Origin of the sequence: Rhizobium sp. BR 249, assembly GCF_047445895.1 — a bacterium.
In the GTDB taxonomy this organism is placed as follows: Bacteria; Pseudomonadota; Alphaproteobacteria; order Rhizobiales; family Rhizobiaceae; genus Rhizobium.
In genome coordinates, this window is the sequence record NZ_JARWKX010000008.1 from 1 (window position 1) to 17,075 (window position 17,075).

Annotated in this window: 15 protein-coding genes and 1 other RNA gene; 6 read left to right on the top strand and 10 right to left on the bottom strand. The window is 62.6% G+C overall.

Annotated features, from left to right (window positions below; translation table 11 throughout):
- Positions 1-250: 250 nt before the first annotated feature.
- Positions 251-1,075 carry a pirin family protein gene (locus QD408_RS09480; RefSeq protein WP_088681404.1) on the bottom strand — a complete coding sequence of 275 codons (825 nt, stop codon included), beginning with the start codon at positions 1,073-1,075 and terminating at the stop codon, positions 251-253.
- 86 nt (positions 1,076-1,161) lie between these two features.
- Positions 1,162-2,058 carry a tRNA (adenosine(37)-N6)-dimethylallyltransferase MiaA gene (gene miaA / locus QD408_RS09485; protein ID WP_414139123.1) on the bottom strand — a complete coding sequence of 299 codons (897 nt, stop codon included), beginning with the start codon at positions 2,056-2,058 and terminating at the stop codon, positions 1,162-1,164.
- Here miaA and serB point away from each other — a divergent pair.
- Both serB and QD408_RS09495 read left to right on the top strand, forming a co-directional pair.
- The gene (gene serB, locus QD408_RS09490; RefSeq protein WP_414139124.1) at positions 2,057-2,947 is read left to right on the top strand and encodes a phosphoserine phosphatase SerB; all 891 of its coding nucleotides are present in this window, start codon (positions 2,057-2,059) and stop codon (positions 2,945-2,947) included. The genes miaA and serB overlap by 2 nt on opposite strands.
- A gap of 25 nt (positions 2,948-2,972) precedes the next feature.
- Complete coding sequence (locus QD408_RS09495) at positions 2,973-3,128, top strand: hypothetical protein (RefSeq protein WP_414139125.1); 156 nt, start codon at positions 2,973-2,975, stop codon at positions 3,126-3,128.
- A 347-nt stretch (positions 3,129-3,475) separates the two neighbouring features.
- Here QD408_RS09495 and QD408_RS09500 read toward each other — a convergent pair whose 3' ends face one another.
- The 6 genes from QD408_RS09500 to QD408_RS09525 form a co-directional block, all read right to left on the bottom strand.
- Positions 3,476-5,212: a Do family serine endopeptidase gene (locus QD408_RS09500; protein ID WP_414139126.1), complete on the bottom strand. Its 1,737-nt coding sequence runs from the start codon at positions 5,210-5,212 to the stop codon at positions 3,476-3,478.
- Between the two features lie 206 nt (positions 5,213-5,418).
- The gene (hflC, locus tag QD408_RS09505; protein ID WP_414139127.1) at positions 5,419-6,354 is read right to left on the bottom strand and encodes a protease modulator HflC; all 936 of its coding nucleotides are present in this window, start codon (positions 6,352-6,354) and stop codon (positions 5,419-5,421) included.
- 3 nt (positions 6,355-6,357) lie between these two features.
- On the bottom strand, positions 6,358-7,449 hold the full coding sequence (hflK, locus tag QD408_RS09510) for an FtsH protease activity modulator HflK (RefSeq protein WP_414139128.1): 1,092 nt from the start codon (positions 7,447-7,449) through the stop codon (positions 6,358-6,360).
- A gap of 149 nt (positions 7,450-7,598) precedes the next feature.
- Entirely contained in the window at positions 7,599-8,120 is a 522-nt protein-coding gene (locus QD408_RS09515) for a dihydrofolate reductase (RefSeq protein ID WP_414139129.1), read from the bottom strand.
- Positions 8,121-8,127: 7 nt separating this feature from the next.
- Positions 8,128-8,982 (bottom strand): nucleotide-binding protein, encoded by an 855-nt coding sequence (locus tag QD408_RS09520; protein WP_414139130.1) that lies wholly within the window; start codon positions 8,980-8,982, stop codon positions 8,128-8,130.
- Complete coding sequence (locus QD408_RS09525; RefSeq protein WP_414139131.1) at positions 8,979-9,773, bottom strand: thymidylate synthase; 795 nt, start codon at positions 9,771-9,773, stop codon at positions 8,979-8,981. Before QD408_RS09525 ends, QD408_RS09520 begins: the two co-directional genes overlap by 4 nt.
- Before the next feature lie 111 nt (positions 9,774-9,884).
- Between QD408_RS09525 and ssrA the strand changes: the two genes are divergently transcribed.
- The 4 genes from ssrA (at position 9,885) to QD408_RS09545 (ending at position 11,469) form a co-directional block, all read left to right on the top strand.
- Positions 9,885-10,247: a transfer-messenger RNA gene (gene ssrA, locus QD408_RS09530) on the top strand.
- Between the two features lie 127 nt (positions 10,248-10,374).
- Positions 10,375-10,887, top strand: coding sequence for an SspB family protein (locus QD408_RS09535; RefSeq protein WP_088681395.1), 513 nt, complete (start codon positions 10,375-10,377; stop codon positions 10,885-10,887).
- Positions 10,888-10,938: 51 nt separating this feature from the next.
- Positions 10,939-11,133: a DUF4169 family protein gene (locus QD408_RS09540; protein WP_414139132.1), complete on the top strand. Its 195-nt coding sequence runs from the start codon at positions 10,939-10,941 to the stop codon at positions 11,131-11,133.
- Positions 11,134-11,235: 102 nt separating this feature from the next.
- Entirely contained in the window at positions 11,236-11,469 is a 234-nt protein-coding gene (locus tag QD408_RS09545; protein WP_414139133.1) for a ribbon-helix-helix domain-containing protein, read from the top strand.
- Positions 11,470-11,505: 36 nt separating this feature from the next.
- Here QD408_RS09545 and QD408_RS09550 read toward each other — a convergent pair whose 3' ends face one another.
- Together QD408_RS09550 and QD408_RS09555 are read right to left on the bottom strand one after the other, a co-directional pair.
- Entirely contained in the window at positions 11,506-15,219 is a 3,714-nt protein-coding gene (locus tag QD408_RS09550; protein ID WP_414139134.1) for an AsmA-like C-terminal region-containing protein, read from the bottom strand.
- Positions 15,220-15,446: 227 nt separating this feature from the next.
- Entirely contained in the window at positions 15,447-16,859 is a 1,413-nt protein-coding gene (locus QD408_RS09555) for an FAD-binding oxidoreductase (protein WP_414139135.1), read from the bottom strand.
- Between the last annotated feature and the right edge of the window lie 216 nt (positions 16,860-17,075).

The window sequence follows — 17,075 nt, forward strand, 5'->3', positions numbered from 1 at the left end:
TCAATGAAACATCAATGAAACATCAAGCCCGATATATTGGTCCATGGTTGCCTCCATTCGATGTTTGGGCCCGGTTCCTATCGTGAGCCCGTATTGCCATCTTACCGGGGGCAACCACCCCAGCCAGCCATCATCTGATAAATATGACATGGGGTGATCGCGCCGCGATTACCCCATGTTTTGCGGCAAAGACATGCGCAAACCAAAGACTTAAAGCGTGGCAAGCGAATCTGAAAGATCGCGACACGCTTTAGACAGAACGCTTTCCATAGTTCCGCCACAGGCGCCGCAGCTGCATCCAACGTTTCAGGAGACGGGCTATGGCTGGAGGCGGGATCTTCCTGTGATCGCCGACCGTACCTTGCTTCGTGATCGGGGCCTTCGGGTCCAGCAGGATTGCGACCATCATGCTGGGGGACCTCGCCTCGACCGTCAATCGCCGATCCTGGAGCAGCAGGCCCTGCTCCGCCTCGCCGAAGATCTGCCCATCGACCATGACCGATCCGGTGAAGACGTAGAAATAGAGATCCCGCTCAGGCCGATGCGGAAATTCGACCTGAGCGCCTGGTTCCAGCCGGATATCGAAGAAATCGACGGCATTGCGGACGCTGAAGGGAGCGTCGTCCCCTTCCGGCCCGACCAGATGTCTCCAGCTGTTCGCCGCCGCCGGCGATATCGGCCCGTGTTGAACTCTTGGTTCGAGATCGATCGCATTCGGCCGCACGATGATCTGCAGCATGCGGAGAGGCGGATCGGACGGGAACGTCTCCTCGGAGTGCCAGAAACTGCGCCCGGCATTCATTACCATCAGATGCCCGCCATCCGTCACCAGGCGGCCGGTCATCTTGTCGTCGTGGCGCATGACGCCCTCAGGCACCCAGGAGATGGTTTCATCGTTGCGGTGCTCATGCATCGCGATGAGCCGCCCCGGATCAAGGAAGGATTCGACCACCATGGCAAGCGCGCCATGCCCGTGATCGCTCGGCTTCGGCTTCAGCCATCCCGGCATGTTGATGCGAATGACGAAGCCGCCCATATCTTGCACGATGAAGCTGCGTTCTCCCTTGATCAGCATGGCGCCCTCCTCGCCCGGAAGCGTGGAATGATAGCTGATTTCATGCGGATCTGGTTGCGTTTTCGCAGACGGCCACCAGCCCTGTTCTAAACGGCCAGCCGCTCCCAGCTTTCGTCCATCTGGTTGCGAAACCATGTCATCTGCCGCTTGGCATATTGCCGCGTTGCCGCAGCACCCTTCTCCAGCACGTCCTCGCGCGTCATCTCGCCCTTCAGCATGGCGGCGACCTGCGAGACACCGATCGCCTTCATGACAGGCGCCTCGGCAGGCAGGTTGAGGGCCAGAAGCGCTCTCACCTCGTCTTCCGCGCCTTGTTGCAGCATCTTTTCGAAACGGCCGTTGATGCGGGCATGCAGCACCGCCCGATCCGGCAGCACGACGATCTTGCGCGCTTCATCGGCATCGATCACCACGGGGCCGGACCGGCCCTGGAAATCGGCGATCGACTGTCCCGTCGCCTTCATTACCTCCAGCGCCCGGACGATGCGCTGGCCGTCCTGGCGGTTGAGGCTTGCCGCCATGGCGGGATCGGCCTGGGATAGCTCGGCATAGAGCGCCTCCGGCCCCTCTTCTACGAGCCGCGTGCGCAATTCATCCCGCAGCGCCTCGGGAATGTCAGGCATGTCGGAGAGACCGCCGGTCAGCGCCTTGAAGTAAAGCCCGGTGCCGCCGACGAAGACCGGCAGCTGCCCGGCGGCCCTGAGCTGCGGCAGAAGCGCCGTCACATCCCGCAGCCAGGCGCCTGTGGAATAGGCCGCTCCCGCCGGCACATGGCCGTAGAGATGATGCGGCACGCCCTGCATCTCCTCTTCCAACGGGCGCGCGGTCAGCACCCGCAGCGTGTCGTAGACCTGCATGCTGTCGGCGTTGATCACCGCGCCGTTGTGACGCTTCGCCAATTCGACGGCGAGCGCGGACTTGCCGCTGGCGGTCGGCCCGGTTATCAGGATCGCGTTCTCTATGCTCAGAAGGTTTTCCATCATGGCCCTCGTTGCCACGCTTGTTGCCAATCCGTCAAATCCTGTCCTGACATCAGGCATCGCCGAACAGGCGGCCAAGGCCGTGGAAGCGTCCGGCCTCTACTGGCTGGCCGACGGCGTTGCCTGCGACATCGCGCTGCGCGACGGCACGGATGCGCAAGCGGCCGAGGCCAACCTGCTGGCCGTCATATCAGGCGCGCCGATCGATCTCGTCATCCAGGAGCAGGACAGCCGCCGCAAGAAGCTTTTGATCGCCGACATGGATTCGACGATGATCGGCCAGGAATGCATCGACGAACTCGCCGCCGAAGTCGGCCTGAAGGAGAAGGTCGCGGACATCACCGCCCGCGCCATGAATGGCGAGATCGCCTTCGAGCCGGCGCTGCGCGAGCGTGTCGCCCTCTTGAAGGGCCTGCCGATCTCGGTCGTCGACGAGGTCATCGCCAAGCGCATCACGCTGACCCCGGGCGGTCCGGAACTCATCGCCACCATGAAGGCGAAGGGCCACTACACCGCCCTCGTCTCCGGCGGCTTCACTGTCTTTACCAGCCGCATCGCCGCCACCCTCGGCTTCGACGAGAACCACGCCAACACGCTGCTCGAAGAGGGCGGCATCCTCTCCGGCTTCGTCGCCGAACCGATCCTCGGCAAGCAAGCGAAGGTGGATGCGCTGAACGAGATTTCAGAACGCCTCGGCATTTCGCCGCAAGAGGCAATCGCCGTCGGCGACGGCGCCAACGATCTCGGCATGCTGCAACTCGCCGGCTCCGGCGTCGCCCTCCACGCCAAACCCACCGTCGCCGCCCAGGCGCAGATGCGCATCAACCACGCCGATCTGACGGCGCTGCTCTATATCCAGGGCTATCGGAAGACGGATTTTGTGATGGGTTGACGGCGATATTGCGCCAGGGGGACATATGGGCAAGCAACCGTTGACAAACGAACAACTGGCCGAACTTCGCGCGCTCAACGCTCTTCCGGACAAGGAAATCGATACCAGCGACATTCCTGAAATCGAGGGTGATCGTTGGCGGCTTGCGCGGAAGGGTAAGCTTCATAGGCCTGGTAAATAGCCTCGAAAGACGGCTCGGCATCCTCTCCATCCCGCTGCACCGACAGCGTCCGGGGCACCCCCCTCTGTCCTGCCGGACATCTCCCCCACAAGGGTGGAGATTGGCTGGGAGCTGGACCATCGCTCCGTCTCTGCCGGCATCGACGATCACAGCGCTTGGTTGTTTGGGGAAGCCGTCGCGCCCAGCCGATCTCCCTCCTTGTGGGGGAGATGTCCGGCAGGACAGAGGGGGGTGCCACACGGCATACCCTCTCCTCGTTATAAATATGCCCTCAGGCTTTGCGCGGAGATGTCACAGCCATGAGCAGGGTGGACACCACGGCGGTATCCATCACCACAATAGCGCCCTCACTCCATCGGCACTGCCACGAACCGCAGATCGCCATTGGCAGAAGCGATCATCAGTTGCGCATTGCGTCGGCCTTCGCGTTTCAGCGCCTGCACCTTGGAGGCCACCGCGTCCGGCGATTTCATGAACTCCTGCGCCACCTCGACGATCACGTCGCCGGGCTTCAGTCCCTTTTCGGCCGAGGCGGAGCCGGGCGTCACCTCGGTGACGACGACGCCGTCGACGCTTTCGGCGATGCCGAAGGCCTTGCGCGTCTCGGGGCTGAGCAGCGACAACGACAGGCCGAGCACGTTCTTCGGCGTTGCCGCATCCGGCGCCGCCTGATCCTGACCTTGGCCCTGGTGCTGGTCGGGCGCTCCTGGCGCCGGCTGAACCTGGTCGCCCGTATCCGGCTGGTCCATGTCGTCGTTCTCGTCAGGATCCGGCGTGATCACGCCATCCTGCGAACCATCCGGGTTGGCATCGTTCGATGCCGCCGCCTGGTCACTGTCTTCGAGCCGGCCGAGCGTCACCTTGACGGTCTGCTCCTTGCCGTCGCGCAGCACGACGACGTCGACCTGCTTGCCGACGGCGCTTTCGGCCACCACGCGCGGCAGGTCGCGCATCTCGTTGACGGTCTTGCCGTCGAATTTCAGGATGACGTCGCCCGCCTTGATCGAGCCGTCGTCGACCGGTCCGCCCTTGATGACGCCGGCGACGAGCGCGCCCTTGGCCGTGTCCAGCCCAAGGCTGTCGGCGATATCGTCGGTCACCGGCTGGATGCGCACGCCGAGCCAGCCGCGCCGCGTCTCGCCATATTGGCGCAGCTGCTCGACGACGCCGGAGGCAAGCTCCGACGGCACCGAGAAGCCGATGCCGATCGAGCCGCCGCTCGGCGAGATGATCGCCGTGTTGATGCCGATCACCTCACCCTTCATGTTGAAGAGCGGCCCGCCGGAATTGCCCTTGTTGATCGCCGCATCCGTCTGGATGAAATTGTCGTAGGGGCCGGCATTGATGTTGCGGCCGCGCCCGGAAATGATGCCGACCGTCACCGAACCGCCGAAGCCGAACGGATTGCCGATCGCCATCACCCAGTCGCCGATGCGCATCTCGCTGGAATCGCCGAACCTCACCGATTTCAGCGGCGTTTTCGGCTCGACCTTCAACACGGAAAGATCGGTCTTCGTATCCGTGCCGATCAGCTTCGCCTTGAGTTTGGAGCCGTTGGCGAAATTGACCTCGATGTCGTCGGCGCCCTCGATCACGTGATTGTTGGTGACGATATAGCCTGTGGGATCGATGACGAAGCCGGAGCCGAGCGAGCTGACATTGTGGTTGCCGCCCTTGTTGCCCTGCTTCTTGTCGAAGAAATCGTTGAAGAATTCCTGGAACGGCGATCCGTCGGGGGCGCGCGGCGCCGGGCCGACGCCCTCGTCGTCCTTCACGTTCTGCGAGGTCGAGATGTTGACGACGGCATCGAGCAGGCCTTCGGCGAGATCGGCGACCGATGCCGGGCCGTTGTTGGGCACGCCAACGTGGATCGATGGGGCCTGGATCGGTGGGGTCTGCGGCGCGGCAGGCGCCGGGGCCGTCGGAGTGGCAACGGGAGGCGCAGGCGTGGCAACCCCGGGTGCGGCCGCATCAGGCGCGGTCTGCGCATAGGCAATCCCGCTCACGCCGGCTTGAGCCAGGATTGCGGCGCTGGCCAATAGCGCGAGCGTTCGTCTGAAGGGCGAGCGAGTCGTGGGGGCCATCAAGCTTCCTCATAAGGGGTAAATGCGCACATTGAGCACCAGCATAAGGCGGAATGATGGAGGGTGAAATCACCTTTTCGCGAAATCCCCGTGCAATCTGACGCCTCCTCGCAAAAGCCGGACGAACGCAATCATTCCACGAAAAAAGGGCCGGCGCTCGGGCCGGCCCTTCCAGATTGTATGAGATGCGGAGTGCACCCTTCCCGTCAGTTGGCCGGGGCTGCGGGAGCCGGCGCGGCGGGATTTGCCGGCGGCTGCAGGGTGCCGGCGGCGCTGTCGAAATAGCGGAAGAATTCCGAATTGGGCGACAGAACCAGCGTCGTATCCTGCGAAGAAAGCGCCGCGGAATAGGCCGCCATCGAGCGATAGAACTCGAAGAAGTCGGGGTTCTTGGAGAAGGCCTCGGCGAAGATGCGGTTGCGCTCGGCGTCACCCTGACCGCGTAGGATTTCCGCATCGCGCTGGGCATCCGCGGTGATCTCGACCACCTGGCGGTCGGCGACCGCCCGCCGCCGCAGGCCGTCTTCCGTGCCCTGGGCGCGCAGCAATTCGGCTTCGGCCAGGCGCTCGGAGCGCATGCGGTTATAGGTGTTCGGCGCCACATCGGCCGTCAGATCGGTACGGCGGATGCGCACGTCCTCGATGTTGAGGCCGAGAAGCTCAGCATCGGGACGCAAGTCGTCACGCACTTCGAGCATCATCGACACGCGTTCGTCGGAAAGGGCGGCATCGAATTCACGCAGACCGTAGACCCGGCGCAAGGCCGAATCCAGACGGGTGCGCAGCCGCGCTTCGGCCGCATCGCGATCGCCGGAAACGGTTTCGCGGAAGCGGCGGGCATCGTTGATCGAATAGATCACGAAGGCGTCGACATCGAAGGTCGCGCCGCCCTTGACCTGCACCTGGATATTGTCGAGGTCGAGACGCAGCTTCTGCTTTTCGACGAGCTGGACGCGATCGGCGTCCATGAAGCTGAACGGCAGCTTGAAATAGATGCCGGGCTCGGTCTTGACCGACTGGATCTCACCGAAGCGCACGACGATCGCCTGTTCGCGGGCATTGACCACGAAAATCGACGAATAAAGCCCGACCAATATGACGGCGAGGATGATGAGAATGACGGGAAGCCTGTTCGAAGTCATGGCTCAACCTCCCTGCTGCGACGGTCTGGCGATCTCGTTAAGCGGCAGATAGGGCACGACCCCCTGCTTCTCTTCGATGATGACCTTCTTGGAATTCTTGAGCACCTGTTCCATCGTTTCCAGGAACAACCGCTTGCGGGTGACGTCGGGCGCCTTCGAATATTGTTCGTCGATGGCGATGAAGCGCTGGGCCTCACCTTCCGCTTCCTTGACGACACGGTCCTTGTAGGCGGCTGCGTCTTCGCGGATGCGGGCGCCGTCACCGCGCGCCTGGCCGAGTTTCTGGTTGGCGTACTGGTTGGCTTCTTCCACCAGGCGCTGCTTGTCCTGGTCGGCGCGCTGCACTTCCTGGAAGGCGTCGGCCACTTCACGCGGCGGCGCCACGTCTTCGATCGTCACCTTGTTGACCGAAATGCCGGAATTATAACGCGACATCGTATCCTGGATGATGTTGGCGACTTCGCTGGCGATCTCCAGGCGCCGGTCGCGGAACGCATCCTGCGCCGGGCGGCGGCCGACCACTTCGCGCATCGCGCTTTCGGAAACCTGCTGCAGCGTCTGCGCCGGGCTTTCGACATTGAAGAGATAGGCGCGCGCATCGCTGATCTGATAGAGCACGTTGAAACGGACGTTGAGGATGTTCTGGTCGCCCGACAGCATCAGGCCGCCGGCCGTGTTGCTGCTGCCCTGCGTGCCGCCGACATTCAGCAGCTGCTCGGTGACCTTGACGATCTCGACCGTATCCATCGGCCAGAAATGGAAATGCAGGCCCGGCATCGATACCGTTTCGCGCGGCTTGCCGAAGCGCAGCTCGACGCCGCGTTCGTCCGGCTGGACGGTGTAGACGCACTGGATCAGCCAGAAGACCGCGACGATCGCCAGCACGATCACGGCGACGCCGCCGTTGAAACCGCCGGGCACGATGTTGCGCAGCTGATCCTGGCCGCGCCGGATGATATCTTCCAGGTCGGGCGGTCCGCCCTTGCCGCCGCCACCGCCGCGCGGGCGGTTCGGCCCCTGGCCCCATGGTCCCTGATTATTACCGCCGCCGCCGCCCCAAGGGCCGCCGCCGCCATTCTGATTGCTCCAGGGCATCAAAACCTCGTTGTTCGTTAAGTCTTCCCCGCATCCGGGACCGTGGGGGACCGACCGGCGGATGCGTTGCGACCGTTATAGGTATCGCCGCACCGGCTTTCAACGCAGCGTGAGAAACTTGGTCAATTTAATTGGAAAATAGTTCATTTTCAGGCGCGCCGGCGTTCGTAGACGACGTAACGCGTGGCATAGCTGTCCTTTTCGCCGGCCGGCACGGCGAGCGCCTCCCCCGCCTGCCAGATGGCGGGATCAATCGCCGGAAACGCCGCATCCCCTTCGAGGTCGGCTTCGACATGCGTGACGCACATCCGGTCGGCAAGGCCGATCGCCTGCGCATAGACCTGCCCGCCGCCGACGATGCAGATCTCGCCGGCCCCGGTTTCGCCTGCCAGCCTTTCGGCGATCGTCAAGGCCTCGGGCAGCGACTGCGCCATGTCGACATCGGGGCTATCGATCACCACCTGCCTTGAGATGACGATGTTCGGCCGCCCCGGCAGCGGCTTGCCGATCGACTCATAGGTCTTGCGGCCCATCACCACGGGCTTGCCCAGCGTCAGCGCCTTGAAACGCTTGAGATCGCTCGAAAGCCGCCAGGGCATATCGCCGTCGCGGCCGATGATGCCGTTGCGGGAAACGGCGACGATGATGGTCTTGCGAATATCTGAATTCATCGCACGCTCATTTCCATCTTGCATAGAGCAAACCGAGCTTAGGTAGCTCGCGCCAATAATCGTCAGCATCCGCCGAGCCTGGCGGGACGACGGACAATCCATAAAACGGCCAGAACGACAGCACTGCCTCACGAAATTTCTGCCGCGCGGCGATCTCGTCGACGGCCTGCGCAAGTATCCTATCGGAAAGACTTTCGAGAAAGGCGTAGACCTTCGCGACATCGGTCAGTGCAGCCTGAAACTCCTCGCTTCGTGGATCACTATCGATATTTCTAATGCGAGTCCTCGAAGCATTCAGATCATTGTCCCAGATCCGGATATAATCATCGAGAGTGACTTGCGTGAATATCCCGCCGTCTGTGCCTGCTGCCCTGCGCGGTTCCTGCAGATCCGCTCCGAGCAGACGCATCGCAGCGCGGATCTGATTGCAGGCGGCGCCGACGGCCGCGACAAGCAGCCCGTCACTTCTTTCGTTATTATACGTCAGCGGCACGATACCGAGCAGGTCTGTCGGGAGATGGAGATCCTTTGTATGCCGTGGAGCGATGAAAAAACACCGATCCAGACCCAGCCGCCCTAGAAACAATCCGAGCTCGAATATGACGTTGTCGCGAGCAGTCGAATATTTCTGACCACGTATTTCGCTCAGATCGTCGGCTGTGAAAACGAAGATAGCGAAATCGAAATCGTTAAGTGAAGCCAGAAGCTTCGACAGAACAAGGTCGCTGGGCCTAAATAGCCCCTGGTTCCAGACGGTTACTTCAGCATCATAGTCCAAGGCCTCCTGAAGAGCATAAGCGACAGAGAGGCCTTCGGTGGATGAACCGACGAAAATTCGGGGCTGACGCCGCTTCAAAATCATTTTGCGACTGGCGCTTTGATATGCGCTTCCGGATCGTAACCTTCCAGCTCGAAATCCTCGAACTTGAACCCGAAGATATCCTTCACATCGGGGTTGATGCTCATGGAAGGCAGCGGCTTCGGCTGGCGCGAAAGCTGCAGCTTCGCCTGGTCGAAATGGTTGTGGTAGAGATGTGCGTCGCCGAGCGTGTGGACGAAATCGCCGGGTTTGAGCCCGGTCACCTGAGCCACCATCATCGTCAGAAGCGCGTAAGAAGCGATGTTGAACGGCACGCCGAGGAAGATGTCGGCCGAGCGCTGGTAGAGCTGGCAGGAGAGCTTGCCGTCGGCCACGTAGAACTGGAACAGGCAATGGCAAGGCGGCAGCGCCATCTGGTCCACCTCGGCCGGGTTCCAGGCCGAGACGATGTGGCGGCGCGAATTGGGATTGTTGACGATGCCTTTGACGAGATTGGAGATCTGGTCGATGTGGCCGCCGTCAGGCGCCGGCCAGGAACGCCACTGAGCACCGTAGACCGGGCCGAGATCGCCGTTTTCATCGGCCCATTCGTCCCAGATGGAAACGCCGTTCTCCTTGAGGTAGCCGATATTCGTCTCGCCCTTCAGGAACCACAGCAGCTCGTGAATGATCGAGCGCAGATGCAGCTTCTTGGTGGTGAGGACGGGAAAGCCCTCTTCGAGGTCGAAGCGCATCTGATAGCCGAAGACCGAGCGCGTGCCGGTGCCGGTGCGGTCGCCCCGGTCGGAGCCCTTTTCCATCACATGGGCGAGGAGATCGAGATATTGCTTCATGTCGCGCTGATTCCGTTTCTCTCAATTTTAAGTCTTCGGCGGCGGGAAGCCAGCACCCCCATGCGTTTTCCCGCAAATTCTGCCGGTGGAGATAAAGCTTTTGTGACGTTTGCCCTTTCCTTGGGCAGAGGAAATCACTATATCAACCCTGCTGGCTTTCGGGCCGGCTATGGCGATAAACGAGCGGTGTAATAAACCTATTGGACCCGGGGGCGGTACCCGGCGCCTCCACCAAAAACCGGCGGCCCTGAAGGCCGGCTTTTGATGGGGGCGAAACAGGATCGACAAGGGTGTAAAGATCGTCTTTTTGCTCGGCATTGTACCGCCGTTATCGGGCTAAAATTGTAGTTGCAAACGACAACTATGCGGAAGCTCGTCTCGCTGCTTAATCGCGGTGTGACACTTCAATCAAAGTCCTAGTGGTTCGCACCTCTAGGCGGGGTCCGAAGGCACCTGGCAACAGAAGCCTTCACCTTCTCCCTCAGACTGAAATCATGTATGCTGATCTATAGCGTGACTCGGCTCCGGACTTTCCCAAGGCGCCTGAACGTGCCATATACCTTGTGAAAAGACTTCAGAACCGACGAAAGACAGGAAAAGCATGGGGCAGGATCATATCCGCTACGACATTCTGGCGCAGGATGCACTTCGCGGCGTCATCCGCAAGGTTTTGGCGGAAGTAGCAACGACGGGCCGTCTGCCCGGCGACCATCATTTCTTCATCACCTTCCTGACAGGTGCGGCCGGCGTGCGCATCTCCCAGCACCTGAAGTCCAAATATCCCGAGCAGATGACCATCGTCATCCAGCACCAGTTCTGGGACCTGAAGATCACCGAGACGCATTTCGAGATCGGCCTCTCCTTCTCCGACGTTCCCGAGAAGCTGGTCATCCCGTTCAACGCCATCCGCGGCTTCTACGACCCTTCCGTCAATTTCGAACTCGAATTCGACGTGCCGCTCGCCGATGGCGAGGAGCTGCCCTCCGGCGAAATCACCGCCTATCCCGTCGATGCGGCCGGAAAGCCCGATGAGGCGGCGGCGAAACCCGCCGACGGCGAGGAGAAGAAGCCGGGCTCCGTCGTCTCGCTCGACTCCTTCCGCAAGAAGCAGTGATTTCAAAGGGAGGCCAAGCCTCTCTTTTTCATTGAGGAAGCCAGGCACCGCATGAGCGCCGAAATCGTCAATCTCCGCCAGTTCCGCAAGAAGCAGGCCCGCTCCGAAAAGGAGAAGCAGGCCGAACAGAACCGCATTTCCTTCGGCCGCACCAAGACCGAGAAACAGTTCACCCGCGCGCTGAACGAGAAGGCCGACAAGGCCCATCGCGACGGCCGGATCGAGACGGATGACGACGGCGCCTGAAGCCCTCCGGCAAAGCCTGATGCCCGAAATGGAGTCTGCGATCAGCGACTTACGCGACTTCCCTGAATCGATCTCCGAACCAGCCAGCGAAGATGCCGCCTCATGATCCGCAAACATTCGGCGACATTGCACGGCCATCGCACCAGCTTCTCGCTGGAAGACGCGTTCTGGGCCGAGCTGAAGGTGATCGCGGCAAGCCGTTCGATGCCGCTTGCCGCCCTGATTTCCGAGATCGACGACAACCGCCCCGCCGGCAGCAACCTGTCCTCGGCGCTGCGGCTGCATGTGCTCGCCTGGGCGAAGGCCGGCGGCAGTGACGAAAAATCAAAGACTTGAAGCCTGGCACCTGAATCAGATTCTCATGCCGCGCGCTTATTGCGCCTGAACGCCCGGCAGCTGGTCGAAATCGAGCGAACCGGGCGGCAGCTGGCTGGCGCGCCGCGCCGCTTCCGCCTCGGCGGCCGCCCTCGCCTCGGCATCCGTCTTGGCTTTAGCTTCCGCCGCCGCGCGTGCGGCTTCAGCCTCGGCGGCAGCCTTGTCTTCGGCCGCCTGCTGCGCCAGCGCGCGCAGACGCTCTTCCTCCGCTTGCCGCTGCTTTTCCATCTCTGCCGCCTTGATGCGCTCGGCGTCGTTGAAGCGGTAGAGCGCCGCCTCGCGGCGCAGCCGCTGCTTTTCGAGCACGATCGCCTGCAGCCGCTCGACGCGGCGGCGCTCGCGCTCGAAGGCGCGCAGCGACAGATAGCTGGTGATATCGGTCACATCCATCGTCTTGCCGGGCGACATGAGCATGCCGGAGAAATTCAGCCGGAGCGACGGTTCGGCGCCGGAAAGCGCTTCCGTGCCCGGATTGAGCCCGACGCCGAGCGTCGCGCTAATCCGCTTTTCCGGCAGCGCGATCTGCGCGTCGGCGGTGATCCGGGCAAGGTCGTTGGCGACGGCGACGTTCTGCACCCGCAACGTTCCGTCGGTGATGTTGAAGGGGACGCCGAGCGGCGGCAGCTTCGCCTCGCCATTGCTGAGCAGCGTCTCGACGATCGGATGCACCTTGCCGGCATTGATCTGCTCCTGCATCGGGTCGGTCGCGGCAAGCAGCGGCGGCAGGATGGCGAGGTTCAGCCCGCGTATGCTGCTGTCGCCGAGCCTCAATTCCCCGGAGCCGTTGAGCGAGCTTGCGATCTCGCCGATGGTCTTGCCCGAGGCTTCCATCGACAGCGACAGGCCGAACTTGCCGTTGGCGATCGGCGCGCCGTCGCGCAGCCAGACGACGCCGCCGAGATCGGAATCGGCAAGCGACAGCTTCGTCTGCAGGAAACCGGTGCCGTCTGCATTGGTGAAGAGCAGGTTGCCGGAAAGCTTGCCGCCATCCCAGTTGCCGGCCATGTCGTTGAGCTGCAGCTCGTCGCCCTTGTAGGCGACGTTGCTGGTGAAATTGGAGACGGCCGTTTCCGGCAGGCCGGGCCAGAACTCCTTCGCCGAAAGCTTCACATTGACGTCGAGATCCTTGAAGATAGGCAGGCCGAGCGGCGCTTTCGTCAGCGCACCGCTGGCGGGATCGACGATCTGGCCGAACACCGCTTCGCCGAGCCAGCCGGCATCCGCCTTGGCAAGCGTCAGCTCGCCTTTCGCCGTCGTCTTCGCCGCCTTGCGATCGAAGGTCAGCGCGCCTGAAAAATCATTGTCGGCCGCATGGCCCTTGAGATCGGAAAGGACGATCTTGTCGCCGTCGACGGCGGCTTTGGCCTGCAGGCCGAACGGCAGCCCCGTCCCGGTCTGCGGCAGGGCGATGCCGTTCATGATGAGATAGGGATCGATATCGGCGCTGTCTAGCGAAAGCGCGAGCTGCCCGTTCATGAAACTGTCAGGCCGGACATCGACCTTGCCGTTGGCGGTAAAGGAAGTCCGGTCGGTCGCGAAGGTCAGCGCCGCGTCGGCGGGGTCGTTGTCCGATGCCTGAACTTTCAGCGTCAGGCGGCCGTTGGCGCCGACATCGACCGGCAGCGGATCGAGCCCGGCCTGGCCGAAGAGGATCGACGGCACGGCATTTTCCAGCGTCGCCTCCAGGCTCGTCGTGCCGCTGCCCGTCAGCGCCAGCAGATCGGACATGCGGTAGTCGAGATTGACGCGGCTGCCGTTGGAGACGCCGGCAAGCGTCACCGTCAGGGCATTGCCCTCGTCGCCGCCGAGCGTCAGCGCACCGCGCAGCGCCGTATTGCCGTACCAGCCGGCGTTGCGCACCAGCCGGTCGAGCACCGGATGATGCGGCAGGCGCTCGCGCAGCATGGTGAAGAAGCCGCCGGGATCGGCCGATTTGAAGGTGATTTCGCCCGCGCCCTTATAGTCGAGCAGCGAGCCCTCCGCCCTGCCCGTCGCCGTCACTTCCGCGCCCGCGATGTTCTTGATCGACAGCCGGTCGACGGCAAGCGCGCCATCCGCGATCGTGAAAGTGGTTTCGACATTCTCGGCCTCGACGCCGAAGGCGGTGAACTTGTCGGCCTTGAGCTGGGCGGCGATCTTGTGGTCGAGCACGTTGTCGCCGGCCTCCTGGCCGGTCAGCAGCCCGGTCAGCGCCTGCAGCGCGTCGAGATCGAGCGTGTCGCCGTTCAGCGCCACCGACATCGTCGGCGTCTGGCCCGATATCGCCTGCCGCTCCAGCCGCCCCTTCAGCGTTGCCGGCCCGATGGCGACTTCGAGGTTTTCGAAACGCTGCAATTCAGGCGTCAGGCTGACATTGGCGGAAAAGCCCGCCTGCCGCAATTGCCGGATGGCCGGATCGACCGAGCCGGCAAGCCAGGAGGCAAGCCCGGTCGGCTGGCTGGAAGCCAGCACGATCTGCCCGTTGAACGAGGGCTCACCCTTCAGCAGGAGCTTGCCCTTGCCTTCCACCTGCGTGCGCCCCGGTAGGGTGCCGACGGCGCTGTCGATCATCCAGCCGGTGCCGGCCGGTTCGAGCTCCAGCTGCACGTCGCGCAGCGTCGTGTCGCCGGCGACGATCGCCGGCAGCTTGACGCTTGCCTTGCCCGGCACCTGCGGGATCGGCACCTGGCCGACGATATCGATCAGCGAGTTCAGCCGCTGGCGCGCCGAAACCGCCGGATCGCGCATCGTCTTGCCGGACTCGCCCTGATTGCCGATGCGGTTGACGTCGATCTGCTGCCCGTCGGCGGTCAGCAGAAATTCCGGCTCATTGCCGGTATCGAGAGTCGCCTCGCCCGTGATGACGTAGGGATCGTCCGTCGGGCCGATCTCCATGCGATATTCCGGGATGCGGATGCGTTCGTTGGTCAGCTCGAAGCGGCCTTTGACGCGCGGCGGCTGCTCGTTCTTGTTGGCCGGCTTGGAGCCGTTGCGGTTTTCGATCGCCGCCGAAAGCTGGCCCTGGTAATTCGGCTTGCTGTCGACGAGCTTCAGCTCTCCGTCGAGATCGATGCTGACGGGGTGCTTGTCCGGCGAAAGCTTCGTGCGCATGCGCAGCACGCCCTTCTCGTCCGGCTGGCTGCTGGAAATCGAAAATTTGCCGTGGTCGCCGTCGAGCGCCGCATCGCCTTCGATGCGCCAGGGACCGGCCAGCGATTTTGCCGACATTTCCGCATTGAGGCCGGTGATGTGGCGCGCGCGGCCCGACTGATCGTCGAGGAACTCGATCTCGCCGCCGTTGACATGCACGTTTTCCAGAACGACGGTCTTTGCCGGAATTTCCGGGCGGCTGCCGCGCGTCCAGTCGAGCGTGCCGTCTTTCATCAATCTCAGCCGCACCTTCGGATTGACGACGCGCATGTCGAAGATCAGCGCCTCGCCCGACAGGAAGGGCGCAAGCTCGGCATCCATGGAGAATTGCTCGACCTTGACGATCGGCGTGCCGTCCGCCTCCTGGCCGACGCGCACGTCATGCAGCGTCACCGACGGAAACGGCAGGAGCCGCGCATCCACCGTGCCGTAGACCGTGACTTTCTTGCCGATGATGCGGCTTGCCTGATCCTCGAAATTCTTGCGGAAATCCGTCCAGTCGATGAACAGCGGCGCAAGCAGCGCCACGAAGAGCACTACGACGATCAATCCCCCCAGAAAAACGAGGAACCGGCCTACCAATGCAAGGAGTCTCCGTTCGGGATTTCGTTTCCGATGCTGTTCGGGATTCTATTGCCGACACTAGAGCATGATGCCGAAAAGTGTGCGCGGTTTTCGGAGGACATCATGCTCTAACTCTTTAATTGAGAACAGGATTGGGATTTAGGCCCGACCGGCATAAATCCCAATCCTGTTCTAGCGCTATTCATGCCGGGAGCAAGACCCAAGTTCATGAGAATGTTCCGTTTTCAGCCGCCGTGGAAAATCTTGCCCGGATTGAAGATATCGTCCGGATCGAGCGCCCGCTTCACCTGTCGCATCAGATCCACCGCGCCTCCGAGTTCCTGCTCCAGAAACGCCATCTTGCCTTGTCCGACCCCATGTTCCCCGGTGCATGTTCCGTCCATGTCGAGCGCCCGGCGGGTGAGCCGCTCCACGAAGCTCTCGGCCCTGGCGATGTCTTCGGCGCTTTTGTCGTCGAACAGCAGCAGCACATGGAAGTTCCCGTCGCCGGCATGGCCGACGATCGGGCCGAGCAGCCCGTGTTCCTCGATATCCGCCTGCGTTTCGGAAACGCAATCGGCAAGCCTCGATATCGGAACACAAACATCGGTCGAAAGTGCGGCAAGCCCGGGCGCCAGCGCCCTCGAGGCCCAGTAGGCGTCGTGGCGCGCCTTCCAGAGCTTCGTCCGCTCCTCCGGATTGGCGGTCCAGAGGAATTCACCGCCGCCGCATTCGGCCGCGATCTCGGCAAAGGCCGCCGATTGCAGCGGCACGGTCTCGTCGGTGCCGTGGAATTCGAGGAAGAGCGTCGGGCTTTCGGCATAGGAAAGCCCGGAATAAGCGTTGCAGGCCCGCATCTGCACCGTATCGAGCAGCTCGATGCGCGCCACCGGAATGCCCATCTGGATCGTCATGATGACGGCGTCGCAGGCGGCCTTGACGCTCGAAAAGGCGCAGGCCCCGCCGGCGATCTTCTGCGGGATCGCCTGCAGGCGCAGCGTCACCGAGGTCAGGATGCCGAGTGTCCCCTCGGCGCCCACGAAGAGCCGCGTCAGGTCGTAGCCGGCAGACGATTTGCGGGCGCGCCGGGCGGTGCGGATCTCCTCGCCATTGGCAGTGACCGCGGTGACGGCAAGCACATTGTCCTTCATCGTCCCGTAGCGCACGGCATTGGTGCCGGAGGCTCGCGTCGAGGCCATGCCGCCGATCGAGGCATTGGCGCCGGGATCGATCGGAAAGAACAGGCCGGTATCGCGCAGATGGACGTTCAGTTCCTCGCGCGTGATGCCGGGCTCGACCGTGCAGTCGAGGTCTTCCGGATTGACCGCGAGCACCCTGTTCATACGGCTGAAATCGATCGAGATGCCGCCGCTTGCGGCATTGACCTGACCTTCCAGCGAGGAGCCGGTGCCGAAGCCGATCACCGGCACTTTATGGGCAGCGCAAACCTTGACCGCCGCCTTCACATCCTCAGCGCTCTCGGCAAAGAGCACCCCGTCGGGCAGCTGCGAGGGTATGTAGGTGGTCGTATGGGCATGCTGCGCCCGGAAGGACTGGCCGGTCTGGAAGCGCTCGCCGAAGCTCTGCTTGAGAATGCCGAGCACGGCCGATATCCCCGCCTCGTTGCGTATGCCGGCCTTCGCGTCCTTCAGCGCCATCCCTTTGATCTCCCTGCCATTCCGCGGATGTCTATCCTCTTTCGCAGATAGGCCGGGTATGGGGCAAGTCAAAGCGGCTGTCCAGTTAAGATTGCAGAAGATTTCATTCCCCCTTTGTTGTAGCGGCCCGCCCTTCCCGCCCGCGCGGCCCGTCCGCTCACCGGCCATGCCTTTTTCTTGAACCTGCCTATTGACAAGTCATCGGCGATGCCGCTC

Bases quoted from the DNA above. Each gene is read 5' to 3' on its own strand.
- QD408_RS09480 (WP_088681404.1), bottom strand. From the start codon at position 1,075: ATGCTGATCAAGGGAGAACGCAGCTTCATCGTGCAAGATATGGGCGGC.
- serB (WP_414139124.1), top strand. From the start codon at position 2,057: ATGGCCCTCGTTGCCACGCTTGTTGCCAATCCGTCAAATCCTGTCCTG.
- miaA (WP_414139123.1), bottom strand. From the start codon at position 2,058: ATGATGGAAAACCTTCTGAGCATAGAGAACGCGATCCTGATAACCGGG.
- QD408_RS09495 (WP_414139125.1), top strand. From the start codon at position 2,973: ATGGGCAAGCAACCGTTGACAAACGAACAACTGGCCGAACTTCGCGCG.
- QD408_RS09500 (WP_414139126.1), bottom strand. From the start codon at position 5,212: ATGGCCCCCACGACTCGCTCGCCCTTCAGACGAACGCTCGCGCTATTG.
- hflC (WP_414139127.1), bottom strand. From the start codon at position 6,354: ATGACTTCGAACAGGCTTCCCGTCATTCTCATCATCCTCGCCGTCATA.
- hflK (WP_414139128.1), bottom strand. From the start codon at position 7,449: ATGCCCTGGAGCAATCAGAATGGCGGCGGCGGCCCTTGGGGCGGCGGC.
- QD408_RS09515 (WP_414139129.1), bottom strand. From the start codon at position 8,120: ATGAATTCAGATATTCGCAAGACCATCATCGTCGCCGTTTCCCGCAAC.
- QD408_RS09520 (WP_414139130.1), bottom strand. From the start codon at position 8,982: ATGATTTTGAAGCGGCGTCAGCCCCGAATTTTCGTCGGTTCATCCACC.
- QD408_RS09525 (WP_414139131.1), bottom strand. From the start codon at position 9,773: ATGAAGCAATATCTCGATCTCCTCGCCCATGTGATGGAAAAGGGCTCC.
- QD408_RS09535 (WP_088681395.1), top strand. From the start codon at position 10,375: ATGGGGCAGGATCATATCCGCTACGACATTCTGGCGCAGGATGCACTT.
- QD408_RS09540 (WP_414139132.1), top strand. From the start codon at position 10,939: ATGAGCGCCGAAATCGTCAATCTCCGCCAGTTCCGCAAGAAGCAGGCC.
- QD408_RS09545 (WP_414139133.1), top strand. From the start codon at position 11,236: ATGATCCGCAAACATTCGGCGACATTGCACGGCCATCGCACCAGCTTC.
- QD408_RS09555 (WP_414139135.1), bottom strand. From the start codon at position 16,859: ATGGCGCTGAAGGACGCGAAGGCCGGCATACGCAACGAGGCGGGGATA.